Annotated in this window: 1 protein-coding gene; it reads right to left on the minus strand. The window is 74.6% G+C overall.

Annotated elements, in window-relative coordinates; genetic code table 11:
- On the minus strand, positions 1–19,466 hold a 19,466-nt coding region (locus ACZ4V6_RS31465), incomplete at its 3' end, for a lonely Cys domain-containing protein (protein WP_467833979.1).
- Positions 19,467–19,468: the final 2 nt, after the last annotated feature.

Here is a 19,468-nt window from a genome sequence, read left to right on the forward strand (position 1 = left end):
GAACGCCGGGCCTCGTCGAGGCCGGTCATCCGGGTGGCGCCGTCCGTCTCCATCCGCGTCAGGTTCGCCACGTGCTGGTCCAGCGGCACCTCACCGAGCGGATCGTCCACGTGGGGGGCCGGAGCGTACGGGGCCTGCTCCTTGCGCGGATCGCCGTCCGACGCGCTCCAGCAGATCTCCAGGTGCATCCGGTGCCCCGGCGGTAGTTCCCGGACCTCCGGCAGCCCCGCGATGTACGCGGCCGCGTCCCGCTTGCCCAGCCGCACCGTCCGGCCGTCACGCAGCGGAAGCGCCATCCGCCCGGGCAGCCCGTGCCCCGCGTAGACGTAGACCGCCGCGTCCGTGGAGACCGGCTCGGAGCCGCCCTCCTCGTGGTACGACGCGCCGGCGGGCGTCCAGTGCACCAGCCGCCGCATCCGGCGGAAGGTGCGGAAACGCTGCTCCACCCGACGCAGTGCTTGCTGTCGCGGCATGGCCATCCGGCCGAACCACTCCTGGCTCTCGTCCACCAGCGGCACGGTGTCCACGTCGCTGTCGTGGAACACCGTCCCGTCCAGTGCCGTCCACCGGCGGTCCTGGAACGGGCCGGTCGCGGCGGAGGGGGGAGCGGCCACCCAGGAGCCGATCGGCGCGCCCCTGTCGCGGTCGACCAGGGTCGGGACAAGTGCGCCGGTGCCGTCGGGGACCAGACGGCCGTCGCCGCTGGATCCCCACACCACGCGGCCCAGCCGGTCGGCCACCCGTCGCAGCGTCTCCTGGTACTGCTGTCCCGCGAACGGCACGGCCAGGACGACGGGAACGTCCTCCGGCAGCTTCGCCAGTTCCGGGTCGGCGGCCAGCGCCGCGGCGAGACCCTCGGCGTCCAGCACCCGGCCGTCCGGCAGGCGCACCCGCCCGCCCTCACCGTCCGCCGCCACGACATAGGCGGTCCCCGGCCACGGCGCCGGCCCGACCGAGACCACCTTCGGCGCCCCACCCTGCCGGACCTCGACGACCTGCACCCTCCCCGGCTCCACCCGGCCGACCGGCCGGCCCGTCCAGTTGCGGCCCTGCGGACGCCCCGACGCCCCCGTGACCAGCGTCCCCGCCGACAACAGGGAGTCGTCCGGCCCGGCGAACGCGCCCGGCACCGAGGGGAGTTCGAGAACGCCGTGCACGGGGGGCGACGCGGACGGCGGCGAGGCGGGAGGCGCGGAAGACCCCGGCGACGGCGCGAAGAGAGTCATCTCCGCGTCCTGCCCCACCGCACCGTCGGCCGCCTCTCCGGCCCCGGCCACCTCCCAGGCCCGCACGCCGGCATGCTGCGGAACGAGCGAGAACCTGGACAGCTCCAGGTCCACGCCCGTCGAACCGGCGGCCGAGAGCAGCAGGAACTGCAGGGCCACCGGCAACGGCGGCTCCGGCTGCCCGTTGGCCGCGAAGTAGGAGCTCACGGCGAACCGGAGGTCGCTCCAGGTCAGTGAGGTCTGGAAGCCGTTGGCCGCGCGGGTCTGCTCCAGCGCCCAGAAGCCCCGCAGCAACGCCTCCAGCGCAGCCGTGTCGTTCTCCAGCAGGGGGCCGTAGACCAGCCGGATCGCCCGCACCCAGCGCCGTACGTCCGCGGTCCGGCCGCGGTCACCGGTGATCTGTTCGCTCCAGCGGCCCAGTTCGGCCGTCGAGAGCCCGGGGCGGAATCCGACCCACCAGTCGCCCTCCGCCAACTGCCACCGCGGTCCCGCCGCCCCGTCCGCGGGGGCGAGCACGGGTTCGATACCGCTGCCGGTGGCCCACACCCACCGGTCCAGGCCGTCGGCCAGTACCTCACCGGCCAAGGGCATCTCCAGCGGATCACCCATAGGCGGCCCCGCCAGATCCGCCCCCACCACCAGCACCGGCCGCTCCGGCGCCAGCGCCGTCAGGTGCCCGTCCACCGCGTGAAGGAAGTCCACGACCCGCGCGTAGTCGACGACGGCGTCGGAGCCGTCCGACAACGCCAGCGCCGCCGCCCCGGGGCCACCGCGCAGCCCGACCAGGTGCGCCGTGCCGAACGGCAGTGTCTGCACGGGGCTCTCCAGCGACACCGGCCCCTGCCGCACCAGAGTGAACCCGACCACGTCCGGCAGCAGGCCGTAGGTCTGCCGCCTCGTGTCCTGCCAGTCCTCCGCGGGACGCGAGGACACACCCAACGGCCTGTCCCGCGCGTCCCGGTGACCGGTCACCAGCACGCGGTCCAGGAGCACCCGGGACCCGTCCAGCGCGACCAGCTCCTGGACCCACGACAGCACCGGAGGCGTCCGCGTGGGGTCGGCCAGGACGCCGAGGGCCTCCTGCGCGGCCCCGACCAGTGCACGGAGTCTCCCCTGGTGCTGCTGGGGAACCGTGTCGACGGCATGGGACGCCTCGTCCACGGCCTTGCGCAGTGCCTGGTGCACGGGGTCGTCGGCGGGCAGTGGCGTCCCCAGGGCGTAGCCGCCCAGCGCACGGGAGATCCGCTGGCTCTCCCCCAACGACACCAGCCGTCGGGCACCGCCGCCCGGCTGCGGCAGTCCCGCCATCAGCACCATCTGCACGAAGTGGGCAAGGCCCCGGACGGCTTCGTTGTCCAGCACGCGGTTGACGGACTCGCGGAGGACGTCCTCGGGCAGCGGTGCCCGGTGGGTGAGAGCCCGCCGGTAGGCCTCGCGGCTGAGGCTCGACAACTCGGCCACGGCCCGCCGGATGTCCGCCGGCGTCATCAACTGGCCGTTTTCGTAAGCGAAGTGCCGAAGCTCCGCGAGGACCAGCGGGATCTCCAGCCGGCCGTCGTCGGTGTCCAGGGTCGGGTACTGGTCGTCGTCCATGTCGACCATCTGCTTCTGGGTGACGGCCTTGCCCCAGGAGGTGCGCCCCGTCAGCGCGGACGTCGTGTACTCGCGGGCCGACGGCACATCGCCGATCGTGGCGTCGAAGAAGCCCGGGAACAGCGGCTTGTCCGGTGTGAGGCTCTTGCGGTACAGCTCCAGCAGCCTCCCCAGGGTGGCGGCGAGGCCCGCGCTGATGCCGTCGTGGTATCGGTCGAGGAACTGCCGGGTGCGAGGCATCAGGGCCCGCAGGACGCGGTCCAGGGCGGGGCGCGACGCCGTCGGCAGGCCGTTCTTGGTCATGAACCCCGTCGGGCCCTGGTTGAGGATGGCGCCGGCCGGCCGGGCGACGGTGTGGGCGTAGATGAACCGCAGGTAGCCCCAGATGTCGTCGATGTCCGGGATCGGCGCGAGGAAGGGGACGATCACGTCGGGCACATCGGTCCGGCCGGTGAGGACGCGCACGAACTGCGCGGTGACCTTCATCCCGAATTCCCTGCCCGAGGCCTCCACCGCCCCGATGGAGCCCTGCGGGAGCCGGTCGCTCGCCGCGTCCTGGAGCACGCTCAGGCCCAGGGCGGGCACGCCCAGGGTGGGCTGTACGTAGGCGAGGTCCGTCCCGGACGGGTTGGGACCGACCAGGGCCTTGTCGCCGAACTCGGTGGTCTTCCACCCGTCCTCGGCGGGGAGCAGGGCGGCGAGGGGAATCTGCGGAGCGGCGTGGGGCTCGTTCCTGGCGTCCAGCGCCCGCTCCACCCTGTCCAGCCGCGCCAGTGCCTCCTCCTGGGACTGCCTCCGTTCCCCCGGGAGCACCGCCATCGGTCCGACGACGATCTCGCCGATGAGGTAGGAGCCCTGGAGGGGTTGGGGCTCTCCGGGCGCGGTCGCGGGAAAGGTGAAGTGCAGCCGCCCGTCGGCGGTCCGCCAGAGCCCGGCGTGATCGGTGACGATCTTGAAGCCCGGTGCCTCGGCCAGCACCTGCTTGGCCGGCAGGTCGCCGATGCCGCTGATCACGAACACCTGGCGCTTCTCGACCTCCAGGCCGAGGGCGCCGTACCGACGCCCGGTCGCCGCGTCGAGCCCCGCCAGTGCCGTGGACGACGACCCCACGAACTCCGGCAGTGCGCCCTCCACCGCCTGGCCCTCGGGACTGACGACCATCGCCTGCGCGTCGGACGCCGCGACCGCGGGCGGCAGCGCCGACACCTGCCGGCCCGCGCCCGCCGACACGTCCACCCACACCACACCGTCGAAACCACCCAGGTGGTAGGCCGCCCACGCGTGCCCCAGGGCCCCACCCTGACGGCGCGCCAGGACGAACGCCACCGCGCCCGGCCCCTGAGCCGCGACCGCCTCCGCCACCGAGTCCCAGGAGCGCACCCCACGCCACCCGGGGCCCGGCACCAGCGACGACGCCGCCGACGGGTCACCGACGACCGAGTCGTCCACCGCGATCGCCGGACGCACCCCCCGCGGATGGAGCGCGTCCCGCAGCGCCCCCAGCAGCACGAGACAGCGCTGGACCGGCATGTCCCCCACCGCGTCGCGGCCCGCCACCCGGTGGGCCACCGCCTCCAGGTCCGCGCGGCCGAGCACCGGACGAGGCCCGGACGCGGGCTTCGGGGCGACCGCGGGTCCGGGGGCGTGCGGCTGCGCCCGGTAGGTGTTCTCCGCGGCGTCCCACATCGCACGGAAGGCCGCCCAGACGTCGGCCTCCGCCCGGGGGTTGGCCCGCCAGGGGCGGATGCCCCGCGGTTCGGTGCCGTACAGCTCCCGCAGCAGCGGCAGCAGTGTCGGCTCGTGCCGGCGGACCCAGCCCGCCCCGTTGTTGCGGGGCAGGCCAGTGTACGGGTCGGTCCCGGTGTTCGTGCCCAGATAGGCGTTGGTGAGCTGGGCGAAGAACTCGTACTCGTTCCGCGAGGAGTAGTTCCGGTGCGTGCCGGAGGCGTCGTACAGCGGCCCGTCGGGCCACACCGCGAAAGCGCCCGCCAGCACCTTGTCGTGGAACACCTCCGTGACGAGCCGCCGCTGGTCATCGGTCAGCCCGTGACGGTGCACGGCGTGCGCGAACTCGTGCGTCGCGGCGGAGTAGCCGTCGGCGTACAGCCCCGCGCCCGGCACGCCGGTGGCGTCTCCCAGCAGGTTCTCCTCGCCGACCGCGGTCCGCCCGCCGGCCTCGAGCCCGCGCACGGCCTCGAAGGGGCGCGCGTCCTGTGCTGAGTCCCCCCGGAGGGAGCCGAACGCGTCCAGCGACGTCAGGGCGGTGTCCTTCGGGACCACGAGCACGCGCGCGCCCCCGGTCAGCATCCGCTCCGCCACGGCGGGGGACCGCAGCATGCGGGCCACCTGGGCCCGCGCCTCGAGGCCGGACGAGACGGGCAGGTCCACGCCCGCCGGGACGTCCACCATCAGCAGCGCGGCGGTCCGGGCGAACGCGTCGGCGGGCAGGGTCTGTCGCAGCGCAGCCGCCAGCGCCGCGTCGGAGGCCAGCGCCTCGCGGTCCGGCGAGGCCAGGGACAGCAGCCGGGCGGTCCGTTCCTCCTCCGTCATGCCGGGAAGCCGCGTGGCCAGGTCCGCCCGTGCGGCCGGCGGCAGGGCGGGCCGCGGCGCCGCAATCGGAGCAGGTACGGACGCGGTGGGAGGCGCCTCGGCCGTCCCCGGCCCCTCGGGGGGCGGCGCGGGCAAGGGCTGTCCGCCGAACCGGCCGGAACGGGTGGGACGGGCGGGCACCGAGGACACGGAGCCGCGCAGGGACGGCCCCGCGCCGACGCTCTCCGCGCGACGGCCGGTCTCCAGGGCGCTCGTGAGGCCCGGCAGTTCCTCCCACGCCTGGCTGTGGCGGCGCGCGTGCTCGGCCAGTTCCTGCCGGACCGCGGCGAGGTCTCCCTCGATCTCGCCGAGCTGGGACCGGATCGCGTCCCGGGCCCCGGTCCGGCGCCTCAGTTCGGCGTCCGCCTGCCGCTCCGTACGCTCCGCGCGGGACACGTCCGCCTCGGCGCGCGCGAGGTCCCCGGCGAGGGCCGTCTCCCGCACGACGTCCTCGTCCAGGACGTTTCGGAGCTCGTCGGCCGCCGCGCGGGCCGTGGTCATCTCCTCGAGGTCCAGTTGACGCTGCCGGACCGTGGCCGCCTCCCGCTCCCGGACCTCCTCGGCGTACTCCTCGGCTGCGGCCAGGTCGTTCCGGGAGGCGGCGGCCGGGGTGGTCTCCGCATCGGCGACGAGCCGCCCGAGGCGGTCCACCTCGGCCCGTGCCCGCTGCAACTGCTCCCGCAGCGCCGGCTCCTCGTCCGCAGCGGCCTCGTAGCGGGTCCGCGCGTCGCGGGCGGTCGCGTCCAGCCGCGCGATCTCCTTCCGCGCCGCACCGATCCGGTCCCGTGTCCCGGTGAGTTCCGACCGCACGGTGCCGGCGGTCCGCACGGCGTCCGCGCGGGCCAGGCCGGCCGTCCGGTGCGCGGTGCCGGCGGTGTCCACCGCGCGGCCGGCCTCCTCCAGCGCCCGCAGCGCACCGGGCCTGCGCCGTGCCAGTACGTCCTCCCGGTGACGGGCCGTCGCCTCGGCCCGGACCGCGCGGAGGTAGGTGCCGATGGCGTCGCTCACGCCTGACCAGGCGTCATGGGTGGCCTCGGTCGCGTCGGCGAGGGAGCCGTCGGCGTCGAACGGCCAGTACCGCAGCCCCTGGTCGGTGCGGACCACGAGTTCGACCGGCTTCCCGGCCAGCGCGGCCGTACGGGAGCCGGCGAACAGGGCACGGGCCAGGCGGGTGCCGTCCGGGTCGGGGCCGAGCGCGAGCCACATCTCCGCCGACGCGTCCTGCTCGTCGATGCCCCCCGCCAGCACGCTCGGCAGGTCGGTGACCGGGTGCCGTGCCCAGTCCCGCAGGTCGTCCGCGTCGAGGTCGGCGAGCATCGCGGGCAGGTCGTAGATCCCGGGGCCGGGGCGCGGCGGGACGGCACCGAAGCCGAGCACGTCGCGTTCCCACAGCCGTGCGGTGGAGCTTCCGGTGACGTACCGGACGCCCCCGGGGCCGTCAACCGTGATGACGAGGTCGACCAGGGTCTCGTAGCTGCGCGTGCCGCGCCGGTCCGTGGGCTCGCTGGTGGTGCCGATCCGCAGGCGGCTGAACACGGCGGCGGACGCGTTGCCGCCGGAGGACGTGGCGTGCGGCTGCTGGGCGACCAGGGGGAACGTCAGGCCCAGTATCTGGGAGCCGCTGTCCCCCACCCCGAACGCGCCCTGCTGGTTCAGGACGAAGGAACCCGCGGTCGAGGACGCGGTCGAGGAGGTGCGGACCTGCCGGCGGACCCGGTCCACGGCGACGTCGCCCGTGTCCGTGACCGGCCGCGGACGGTACAGCGCGACACTCAGGGACGGCGCGGAGCCGGCAGGCTCCACCGGCCAGCTTCCGGGCATGGTGGTGGTCAGGCCCGCCGCCGTGCGGCTCGGGTCGAGGCTGATCTCACCGGCCTGGATCATTTCACCCAGCCGGACGGCGGTGGCTTCCGACGAGGCGTTCGCGGGCAGCCGCCAGGCCCTGGCCATCCGCGGATCGACCTCGCGCAGCGCCTGGGCGAGCTGCGGGGCGGCGTTGAAGTCGTACACCGGGGTCGGGCCGGTCGGCAGCAGGCGCGCGCCGTCCGGGAAGGGCAGGGTGCCCCGGGCCGCGGCGTCACTCGGCGAGAGCTGCAGCGGGTCGGCCGTGAGCAGCGCGGGGGGCCGCGGCCCCGGGAGGAGGCGTGGCTGGACGGCCTCGGAGCCCATGAACCGCAGTGCCGTCGCGGCCGGTACGGAGACACGGCCGACCGGCCGGCCCCGCAGCAGACGCCGGATCCAGCCGCGCACTCGCTGCGCCGCGTCGCCGTCGAGGCCGGACAGGTTCAGCAGCCCGTCCTGGAAGACCGCGCCGGGGATGTTGGGCGGCCACTGCCACACGACCTGGGAGCGGACCGCCGCGGTGAAGCGGTAGTCGAGGTCGAAGTCGGCCGCGCTCCCCGAGCGCGTCCAGAGGCGGTCCTCGGTCGCCACGTCGGACCGCGCGGTGCGGGCCCGGGTACTGGCCAGCGCGGCGGACGGGCCCGCGCGGTCCGAGACTCCGGCCCCACCGGTGCGCGGATAGCGGAAGACGGCGCTGAGCGTTCCCTGGCGCGTCGTCGTGACGCCGGAGGACGTCACCCTCCCCTGCGGGATGTGGGTGTCGACCTGCTCCATGCCGGTTCCCTCGTCGGCCGGACGGCCGCGTACGCCACGCAGGGCGGGCGTCTGCATGATCGGCTCGGCGCTCAGGGTCACCTCGACCAGTCGCGCCCCGCCGTACGCCACATGGAGGAAGTGGAAGCGCACGTGGCCACCGGGGCCGCGCCGGGGCAGGGCGCGCAGCGCCGCGGGCTCGGTGGTGCGGGCGATCTCGGTCGCCACACCGGAGACGTAGGAGGCGTGGCCGGGCCGGGTGACGCCCGGTGCCTCGCTCTCGACCAGGGTGGTGAGCTCCTGGCGCATCCGGTCCCGGCGTTCCCGGCGGTTGGTGGTGTCGTCGAGCTGCGTGACCGTCAGGACACTCGCCTTGCCGAGCCGGCGCGTCCGCACGAACCGGCCGGGGAGGGGAACGTCGGGCTGGGGCTGCGTCAGGCCGGGGAGCCCCTGCATACCGCCGAACCACGCGGCCAGGCGGGCCACGGACTGGGCGGGGGCCAGGTACGTCACGGCGCGGGGCAGGTCCACGGCGACCGTCGCGGGGGCGTACGTGCCCAGGCCGACGGCGTTCCCGGCCACGTTGCGCACGCCCCACCGGACGGTCAGCAGCAGCGTCAGGTCACTGCCGATCCACAGCTTGCTGCCCGAATGCTCCGTGGCGTGGGTGGCCCTGGTCGCGGTGTTCACCGTGCTGATGTCGTCGGTGCGGCGGGACTGGGAGTACCGGCCGGCGGGGTTGGCCTGGTGGATCAGCACGTCGGGCGGGGCGGGCGGCGACTGCAGCGCCGTGAGCTGGACGTTGCCTTGGTGGGTGACGCCGACGCCGCGCTGCCGGCCCGCGGTGTCGGCGGCCAGGACGTCCTGTTCCGTGTAGAGCGACTCGGAGCCCAGGTTGCGGGGATTGGTCAGGTAGCCGCTGATCTCCAGCATCATGACCCGGTCGGCCGCCATGCCCGGCAGCGTCAGTCCCTCGACGACGTACGCCCCGTCCAGGATCTGCGCGGCACGGGACATGAGCTGGGCGGGCCGGATCGCGTCGTGCCGGGTCTCGGTCGCGAGGGTGCCCTGGTCGTTCAGCGACGCGCCCGCCACGGCGACGGACGTCCACTTGTAGGTCGCCGCCACTCCGTCCGCGGACGTCCTGGCCGCCCAGGTCACCGGTGTGGCGGCCCAGTTGACGGCCTCGCCGGCCCGGTTGACCGCGCCGGCGAGGCTCGGGGGCAGCGCCTCCTTCACCACCGAGCCGCGCCTGGCGGTCTCCGCGGCCAGTCCGCTCAGCTGTACGGAGGCGCGCCGCACCGCCCGGCCCACCGGACCCTGCTCCGGGTGGCCCGGATAGGTCCCCGCGACGATCTGTCCCAGGGCGTCCAGCAGGGCGGCGGTGCCGCGGAAGGTGTCCACGAGCGCGCCTTCCGGCAGCCTGGTGAGGCCGGGCAGCGGGTGTCCCTGGGCGTCGACCAGGTTCAGGCGCCGTCGGTCGTCCGCCGGCCCGCCGTCGGTGACGGGTTCCCGGATCACGTGTCCCGGCCGGGAGGCGGCGGGCACGGGGCTCGCGGCGGGCGCGTGGGTGCGGTAGTGCGGCACCAGCAGCGTGACGACGCCGGGCACGGTGTGCGGTGTCGCGCCGGGAGCCCGCAGCGCCGTGCCGTCCGTGGCACCGCCGTCGTCGTGCGTGCCGGCACCGTCGGCGAAGCGGACGCGCGGGTCGTCTCCCGGGCCCTCGTACAGGTCCAGGCCGAGCCTGGCGGGTACCTCGAAGAGTTCGCTGCCGTTCCGGGTCGTCATGGTGAACTGGTCGTAGCCGACCGAGTCACCGGTGTTCCCGGTGTCCGTGATCTGCCGGGTGGCCAGGTAGTCCGGAGCCGCGTTCAGCCCCCAGGCACCGTCGTCCAGGGGGGCCTGGAAGCCGCCGCCGGCGCCCGCGGACCCGCTCAGCGCCGTGCCCCACCGCCGCCCGCCGCCGGCCTCGTACGAGCTGAAGCCGACCTGGAGGATGTCGGGCAGTCTGCGCGCGTGGTTCGCGGGCCGCGCGTAGTCCCGCGCCACGGAGAACCGCAACTGCACCCGCCGGGTGCCCGAGACGGCGTGCGGCCGGTCGAACCAGACCGGCTCCCCGCCGTCCACGCCGTCGGCCGCCGACGCGGCGAGGCCGAACGTCGAACGCATCTGGCCCAGCCGCCGCAGGTTCTCCAGCTGGGCGACGACCAGCGGCTCGTCCAGCCGGAACGGCAGCGACCGCCGGCGGGGGGCCGCGGGCGGCAGGAAACCCTCCTGCCGCAGCCACGCCTCCGCCCTCACGAACAGCGGATCCGCTCCCTCGATCTTGAGGGGGGTCTCCGTGTACCCGATGCCGGTCAGATGCTCCAGGTGCTCGGGAAGCTCTCGCACCTCGTCCGGGCCCGGGCGGTGGCCCGCCATCGCCTCCCGCCGGGCGATGCGCAGCCGCAGGCCGTCCTCCCACGGGCCGAAGGTGCCCCTGTCCTGACCACCGCCGGCCCGGTGCAACGTCACCGTGTAGGTGACCCGGGCGGGGGTGAGCAGATGGCCGGTCTTGGTGCGGATGCCGTGCATCAGCGTCGCGCTGCTGACGCTGCTCAGCTGGTCGTTCACCTGCCAGTTGACGCCGGCCCTGCCCGTGAGGCTGCCGCCGAAGGACGCTGCGGCGCGCGGGTGCCCGGCGGTGTGGTCGGTGGTCAGCGTGGAGCCGCCCGCGACCTCGACCCCCAGGCCGCTGGTCCGCTTCGCCGAGCGGTCCACGCTGAAGGAGTGCGAGAACCACGTCTCCAGCGTGGACTTGCCCTCGGCGCTCTTGCGCATCGGCCGCCCCGGTTCGATCACCGCGGTGAGTTCGAGCACGCCGACCGCGTTGCCGTCCTCGTTCAGCAGCGTCGGTGAGAACACCCCGCCGGTGCGCTGGAGATGGGGGGTGCCCTGCAGCATGCGCTGGGACAGGAAGTTCTCCAGCGCCTTCTCCGACTCCTCGTCGAGGCTCAGCAGAGAGCTGAAGTTCTGGTCCTGGAGGAGTTCGGTCAGCAGCCGGCGCGGTTCGGCGACGCTGTCGCCTCCCCACAGCGGCAGGTCGTCCACGTCTCCGGGCTCCGGCAGGTCGCCGGAGTCGGCACCGTCGAAGGCGAGGTGCTCGTGGAACCAGATCGTGAGCGTGCCGTGCGACTGCTCGGGCTGCCAGTTGCCGGCCGGATCCTCGCGGGGGGTGTCGACCCGGACCTGCCACCGCGCGTCGACATCCACCGGATGCGCGGGTTCCTCGGCCTGCTGCTTGCTCGTGACCTGGAACGTCTCGCCGACGGAGACGGACTGGGCCAGCTGGTTGTGCGTCGCGGACACGTTGACGGTGACGTCCCACCAGCGCAGCGCGCCGGTGCCCTTGTTGCGGGAGGTTCCGCTCCACGGCACCGACGCGGTGCGGACGGTCCCCGAGCCCTCCACGTGAGAGGACGTCTGCCCACCCGCGGACCGGAGCTCCACCTGCATGTCGGGCAGCGTCACAGGACGCTCACCGGTGTTCCGGCCGTACTTCGCGGACTTGGCGGCACCGGCGTAGGCGAGCCGTACGTCCACCGACCGGTCACGGCCACCCTGACGGAGGGTGATCCGGTGTCCCTGCCGGCTGCGCAGGTACGGCCGGTTCAGCTCGATCTCCACCGCGCTCAGCACGTCGCGGAGCCGCGCGCTCAGCTCCTGGCCCTCCGTATCGGCCGGGTCCACCCCGAGAGCACGGATGATCTGCCCGTGCAGGCCGTCCAGGACGGGGTCCGGGGTCGGCTCGTGGATGACGAGACCGACGTGCCCGTCGTGCCGGGTGCCGTGGGTGCGCGCGTACTCCGACAGCTCGCCGGACACGGTCGGCGGGGCGGCCGGCGGGGCGGCCGGCATGTCACCCTGGACGGCTCCGGTGCCCGTCCGGCCGTCGCTGTCCGCCGACGGTGCGGCCGGCGGCGCGGGCGGGCCGGAGAGGGTGTGGAGGGTGCCCTGCTCGGCGGAGGTGCCGGGCAGGACGGCGGGCCGGCCGGTCTGCCAGTGCGGCGCCTCCTGTGCCGGATCCCCCGCCAGCACGATCACGCTCCCGCCGCTCGACGGGTCGGGGACCGGAGCGCTCGGCAGCTCCGACAGGACCGTCGTCCGCGCCGTTCCCGAGCGGCCCGCGACGTACTGCGCGAGGCCGGCGGAGTTGACGTGGGTGCCGATCATGAGGAGCGGCGTACCCAGGTGGATCTGCCGGTGGACCCGGTCGTGGCGCAGCAGTGCGGCGATCTCGCTGCCCGGTATCCACCTGCTGGAACCATCGGGCCACGGCATCGACACGTGGCCGTTCGTACTGTCCGCCCAGATCAGGTAGGCACGCGCCGCCGAGCCCGACGGAGCCTGCGGCCACACCGCGTCGTACCGCGTGCCGCCGCCCACCGAGCCGTCCGGCGACACGACGTACCCCTGGGCCGCTATGTCGCCGGTGACCGGCTGGCCGGTCCAGTTGCGGCCCGTCGCGACGCCGCCGGTCATCAGACGGGTGCCGTCGTCGAGAGCGCCGTGACGTACGAGGTCCCACGCCGCGAGATCCGCAGGGTCCGACGGGTCGAACCCGGAGACCGCCGCGCCCGCCATCAGCCACAGCAGCCGGTCGCCGGCCTGGTCGGCCGTCAGGTCGGTCCCCGCGGGCAGGTGCAGGACCTTCTTCGCCAGGGCCGTCGGGTCGGCGACGGCCCGCAGGGCCTCGGCGCCCTTGACCGTGCCCCACACCAGCCGGCTCACGTCCGCCCGCGTCACCGGCCGCGCCGGCGGAAGGCGCAGCACGTCGGTGGCGGTGGCGCCCAGGTCCCGTCCGGCCAGCCGCCTCAACGCCCAGTCCAGCGACGGCATCGGCGTGTAGCCGTGCAGTGTCAACTGCCCGGCGGCGGCCTCGTCCGCCCTCCCGGCCGCGTCGGACAGCACCCGGCGGATCTCGTCCGGGGTGGGGGCGTCGTTCCCGGTGCGCTGATGACGCGCGTGAACGACCAGGTGCAGATGGTGCAGGGTGAACGGCCCCGTCACCCGCATGTGGCGGTCCGCCCGGCGCATGTTCTCCAGTGCGCCGATCCCCTGCAGCAGCGTCCGGAACGCCGGGTCCGCTTGGACGTCGGCGCCGAACGACCGGCGCAGGGCCCGTACCAGCCGCATCGTCGTGTCCAGCACGTCCGACGGGGCCGGGCCCGCTCCGGGATGCAGCCCGGCCCACCGCGCCAAGCGGGTCAGCTCGGCCGTCTCCGGTTCGGGAAGCAGCAGGCGGCGCTCGCCCGGCTCGCCCGAGGGCCCCGCCAGCACGCCCGACCTGACGGTCCCGCCCCGCGTCAGCACGTGGACGCGGTCCACCGCCACGACACCGGCCCCGCTGCCGTTCGACACGCCCTGGGCGTAGGACGTCACGCCCAGGACGTCGAAGACGTACGGAGGTGTCCCCGCGTCCGTCACATAGGCCAGGTCTTCCGCGAGGGCGTCGGCCCAGCACGCCCCCAGGTCGATCACGGCCCCGGGGCCGAGCCTCCTCATGCTCGGCCTGCGGCTGATGAACCGGCCCGTCTCCGCGCCGTCCACCTGGACCGGTGGACGGCCCTCGGCCACCTCCACCACGCCCCGCAGCGGCATTCCGTGCTGGACGAAGTGGTAGACCGGCCTCCCCGCCTCGAGCAGCGGAACCGGGTCACCGAGCGCTCGCTCCGTCGCCGGATCGAACTGGGAGAAGCCGGAGATCTCCCCCAGCACCTCGAGCATGGGCTCGTTCGTCACGAGGTCGGCGTCCGACAGGGTGACACGCCCGAACGAGCGGCCCCCCTCGGCGACGGTCCGCGTCTTGACCGCACGGTCCGGGATCACCGTCCCGTCCAGCGCGGTGATGAAGCCCTCGTCCGGCACCCCGTCCGGACCGAGGTCGTTCGCGTCGCTGCCGAACCAGCCACCCAGCGGCGTCCCTCGCGACCGCTGGTTCTCGACCACGATCCGGTGCCGGCCGCTCGCCGGGTCGAGGACCAGGCCCACCTGGCCGCTGTGTGCCCAGACGCCGTCCCGGCCCGCCCGGAACGCCAACGTCCGGGGCATGACCAGGCCCTGGTCGCCACCGTGGTTCAGCACCAGCACGACGGGCACACCCGCCGGGAGCCCGGCCACCCCCGGGTCACGGGCCACGAGCTCCACGAACTCCTGCCACGGGATCCTCGACTCGCCCCGGCCACCGGGGAGGAGGACGTGGTCGTGGCCGCCCTCGGCCACCACCACGTAGGCGCCCCGGCCCGCGTCCCACATCGGTTCCAGCGGTCCCTGGAACTGTCCGGCACGCCGCTGCCACACCTGCGACGTGTCCACCGCGCCCACCTGCTGCCCGGTGAGGTTCAGGCCCTGGTACGAACCGTCCGCCGACACGATGTGGCTCTCGGGGCCCAACACCCCCTGGAGTGCGAGGTGGTAGGCGCCCAGCGACGCGGCACTCGACGACCAGCCGGCCTCCATGGCGTTCTCCACCAGGGTGAACAACTCGGTCCGGTGATCCGCGGTCACCTCCACGTCCGCGGGCAGATGCAGAATCCGCCGGGCCGCCGCGTGCACGTCGAAGGCACCGTCGGGTTCATCCGCCAGCAGCCGCTCCAGTTCGGCGACGGCGCCCGCGTGTTGCGGCGGGACCACCTCGGCGGTCACCCGGCCCGTGCCGCCGGTTCCCGTCCGCACGACGATGCCGAACGAGTCCGCCACGTCACCGGCGCCCAGATCCACCAGCGCCTGTGTCAGGTGGTCCGAGAGCAGTCCGGCGACCGCCTCGACGCGGCCCCGGGCCGAGCGGCCACCGCGGCCGTACCCCGTCAGCATCACCTCCGGCGCCGTCAGCCCGGCCCGCAGGTGCGAGAGGCCGAGGGCCGCCACGCGGCCCGCCAGCACCCGCAGTTCGCGGCGCGCGTCCCCGCCCACCGAGGACGAACCCGGATCGAACCCGACCACCACGGGCGGCACCGCGGGCGATCCACCCGGCAGGCGTGGGGGCAGACCCAGCTCACGCCGCACCCGGCTCGCCAGCTCCGTGCCCGAGACGGCGTCCGTCCCGTGCACGGCGAGGTGCTCGGCCACCCGGCGCACGGCGTCGCGGAAGTCGCCGCGTGCGTGCCGCGAGTCGGCGAGCACGGGGTGCAGCTCCAGCGGCAGCACCAGGGAGACCGCCCGCTGCCAGGCTTCGGCGGGGTCCGTGCCGGTGGGGACCCCGGAGGCCCGGTCCGTGGCGCGTGCGAAGTCCTGGTAGGCGGCGCTCCAGGTCCGGCGGGCGGCACGGGCCGCGATGGCGTCGAGCGCGTCGGTCCAGGGGCCGGGCCGGGTCATCAGCAGCCGGACGTGGTCGACGGGGCCGATCCCGCTGTCGCCGACCTCTACGGAGCCGTTGAGGGCGGCCTGGAGCGCGGGGCCCTCGTCCAGTGTGATGCCCGCGGCGGTCAGGGCGGCCGGGGTGAGGCGGTCGTCGGAGGCCAGCCGGGGCGGGTCGGCGGGCAGGGCGTCGGCGGTGACCAGGGCGGCGGCGCGCCGCTGTTCGTCCTCCGTGCGGCGGACCCGCGGAACGACCGAGGCCGCGGCGGCGTCGGCGGCGGCGTCCGCACCGAGGTCGCGCAGGCGGTCCCGGGTCTCGTCGAGCCGCCACTGCGCCCTTTCGACGTCCTGCCACGCGTCGTGGAGCCTGGCGGCGTCGTCGGCGCCTCCCCGGCCGCTCTCCACCCTTGCGGTGAGCGTGCCCGCGGTCCGCGCGGCCCGGTCGAAGGCGCTGAGGGCTTCGTCGTGCTCCCGGCGTGCCTCCTCGATGGCGAGCTCGGCGGCGATGGCGTCGTCGATGGGAGCGTCGTCGCCGAGCGCGTGGTCGAGGGTGTCGTCGGTGAAGGTGGCGGTGCCGTCGAACGGGACCGACGCGCCGGGGGAGCCCGTGCCGGGGCCCGTTTCCCTGCCCTTGCCCTTGCCCTTGCCGGGTCCGGGGCTGTCCTCGGGGACGGACGGGGCCGCGTCCGCAGGGGGCACCGCGACGGACGCGGACAGGGCGGTGGCCGGCTGCTCTTCGTCGGTGTCCGCCGTGAACGCTGCGGGCACCGACGTCGTGGACTCGGACGCTGCGGACGCGGAGGCCGGGGCCGAGGTGGTCCGGACCGGGGTGGGCGGTGCGACCGGTACGTCACGGTCGGTCCGGTCGGGTACCAGCAGCTGCGGAGCGCGGGCCGGGTCGTCGACACCGCTCGGGGGCCGGGTGCCCCGTGCGGAGAGCGGGTGGTCGAGGACGGCGGCATGGGCACCGATGGTGTTCTCGATGGTCTCCAGATAGCGCAGCGGCACGGCGGGTGCCGGGTCGGGCTGCCGGCCGGGGCCGGCCGTGCCGCCGTCGCCCTGCAGCACCAGCCGGCGCAGCAGCCCCTCGGCCGCCCGGCCACGGTCCGGTACGCCCGCGTAGTTCAGGAGCGTGCGGAGCACCGCGGCGTCGTCCCGTGCCTGCCGCGCCGCCGTCTCCTCCGGTGCGGTGGCGGGATCGACGGTGTGGAGCCGCCAGTGCACCTGGTCGGTGTCGTCCGGCTGAGGGCTCCGGCTCAGTTCGACGGCTTCGGAGTGACCGGGTGCCGGCGTGAGTGTGAGGTCGATGTGAAGCTGGTCGCCCGACCGCGGCAGCAGCAGGCCGTTGTTCAGCCGGGTGTCGAGGAGCGTCTGCATCCGCTCCTGGAACGCCGCGAGTTCGTCCGGGGCGAAGCCCTCCCCGGTCCGGACCGGCAGGTGGAGCGAGACGTTGCTGATCCAGCGGCCGTCGTCAGCCTGGATCCGCTGGACCCACGCGCGTACGAGGGTTTCCCGGACGCCGTCGGGCGCCTCGGGGTCCGGTGCCGGGCCGGCCTGTCCGGCGCGGACGGGCACCGCCGGTGCGTCGTGCCGCCCGGCCCGCCACTGCTCGGGCCGTACCGGATCGGCGACGGGGACTGCGGGCTCCGGCACCGGCTCGGTGGAGGGGGCCGCGCCGGGGACCGCGTCCGTCCCGGTGGAGGTGTCCCCGTCGGTGGCGCGGGCCGTGAGGTCGGCCGCGGCGTCTCCTGAAGGGGCCGGTCCCCCCGTCAGGTCCGGGCGGGAGGGCTCAGCGGGCGCGGACGGCGCGTCCGGCTGCGGGGTGCCGGAGGACGTACGCAGTTCCGTCGGCGGCGTCGCCGGCACCGGCCGGCCGTCGGGCGCGGTCGTGTCCGTGGAGGCGCCGGGGGTCACCACGGCCTCGTCCGCCGCGCCGCCGCGGGAGGGCGGGGCGAGTGGTCGCTCCGTACCGTCGGGCGACTCCTCCCGGCCGTCCTGCTCCCTCTCCTGGTCCGGCAGGGCGGCCGCGTCACGGTCGTCCGGGCCGCTCTGGGACGACTGCTGGGACTGGCTCCCCGGACCGGCCGCACCCTGCGGCGCGGAGGACGGTGCCGACTGGCCCCCGGGCGTCGTCATGGTCGGGCCGGCCGACGTTCCCACGGGTGCCGGCGGCCCGACGGCGCCGGTTTCGGCGTCGGTCACCGGCGGGGCGTCGCCCACCCGCGGGTGGGTGCCGCCCTCCACGTCCGGCTGCCCGCCGGTGGCCCGGCCCGCTGTCCCGCGTCCGGGCAGCTCCCCGGTGGCGTCGTCCCGGGCGTCCCGTGTCCCGTCCTGGCTGCCCGGCATCTCCTCGGGATCGGCCGTCCCCACGCCCGCACCGTCCGAACCGCCTGTGGGGCTCGGCTCGGGGGCGGTGGAGGAGCCCTTCGGCGCGGTGAGTCCCTGCGGGAGGTCACTCGCCGTCCCCGGCCCCTCCGAAGACGTACCGGGGCCCGGCGTCGGATCGGACAGCAGGTCCGGCTCCAGGTCCGGCACCGGGTACGGCGTCGTGAGATCGGCGTCCACGCCGGACGACGGCCCGGATGTGCGCCCGGCCCCCCCGGGGGACGTCAGCGGTGTGGTGTCCGGCGAGGAGGAGGGCAGCGTGGACGCCGAGATGCCCGGCGAAGAGGCCGGCGACGGCGCGGGCGGGGGCAGGTAGGGGACCTGCGTCCCACTCGTGCCGCTGAATCCGTTCGTGCCGCTCGATCCGTTGGTGCCGTTGAATCCGTTCGTGCCGTTGAATCCGTTCGTGCCGTTGAAGCCGTCCGTGCCGTCGGTGGGGCCCGCTGCCCCCGGGGTGGGATCGAAGCGGCCGGACAGCGCGTCTGAGCCGCCGATGGGCAGTGAGTTCCGTACCGACGGAGGAGTGGCCACCGGCGGGGGTGTGTACGGGGACAGCGGCGGGTCGTCGATTCCGCTGCCCACCCCGTCCGGGAGAGCGGCCGAGACGGTGTTCGGGAGGGGGGTGGCCGGGCCGGGGGTGAACAGGTCGCTCTTCATCGTCGACGAGCCCTTGCCGTACGGACCGTCCGAAGGGTTCACGTCCGGCTTGCCGGAGCCGGAGGGGCGTGCGTCACCGCCGTTCAGCGGGCTGCCCGGGCCGGGCGGATCGTTGAGGTCCGTGAACCGGTTCCCGTCGGCGAAGTAGGAGTTGTAGATCGAGAAGGCCCCCGCGCCGATGGCCAGCCCCGCGCCCGCATCGAACAGGGTGCTGGTGCCGGACCCGACGAAGGTCTCCCACTTGAACTGCCACTTGTCGTAGAAGGCCCCGTTGATGATGACCTCGGCGACGCTCTCCGCGGTGCCCCCGACGACGAAGGTGGTGACGACGGCCGGCGGACCGTTCGTCAGTCCCTTGAACAGCAGGCTGTCCCGGTTGAAGTTGAACTTGTTGAAGACGTCCCCGAGAAGATCCTTGAAGTAGTTCCGGACCGGCTTCAGGAACTTGTCAAGGATCTCCATGAAACCGGCGGTGAGCGCGCCTTGCGCGGCGGCGACCCCGACGTCCTTCCAGTCGACGCCGCCGGGCTTGCGGCCACCGGTGTTCAGGGCGATCTGCGCCAGCCGGGTCGCCAGCGTCTGGATGGCCTCCTGGATCGCCTCCCCGATCGTCGGCGCGATGTGCGACATCCGCAGCAGCCGGTCGATGATCATGAGGATCGCCAGCTTGCTCCGGGCTCGCGCCAGGAACATCTGCGACACCGAAGCCCCGCCGGTGAACGCCATCAGTGCTGCCAGCAGAGCCAGTTCGGCGAGCAGCATGATGATCTCGGCGATGATCTCCCACTTCGATCCCTGGATGTTCTGTGAGTATTCGATCTGGCCGTTGGCGAGCTGGTCCAGCTGGTACAGCAACTTCTGGATGGGGTCGGTGCCGCCGGGCATGTCGGTGAGCATCCGCACACTGTCGATGTACGGCTGGGCCACCTCCGGCGGCAGCGCCTCCTCCACCATCTGGATCGTCTCCCGCGCGCCGGCGCGCAGGTCGATCAGGCCCTTCTGGAGTGCGAGGTAGAGCTGACGACTTTCCCATGCCAGATTCTCCCTGGCCTGCAGGGGCATCTCGCCCAGCAGGATCCAGAGCATCG

This window comes from Streptomyces sp. NPDC029152, from assembly GCF_055564355.1.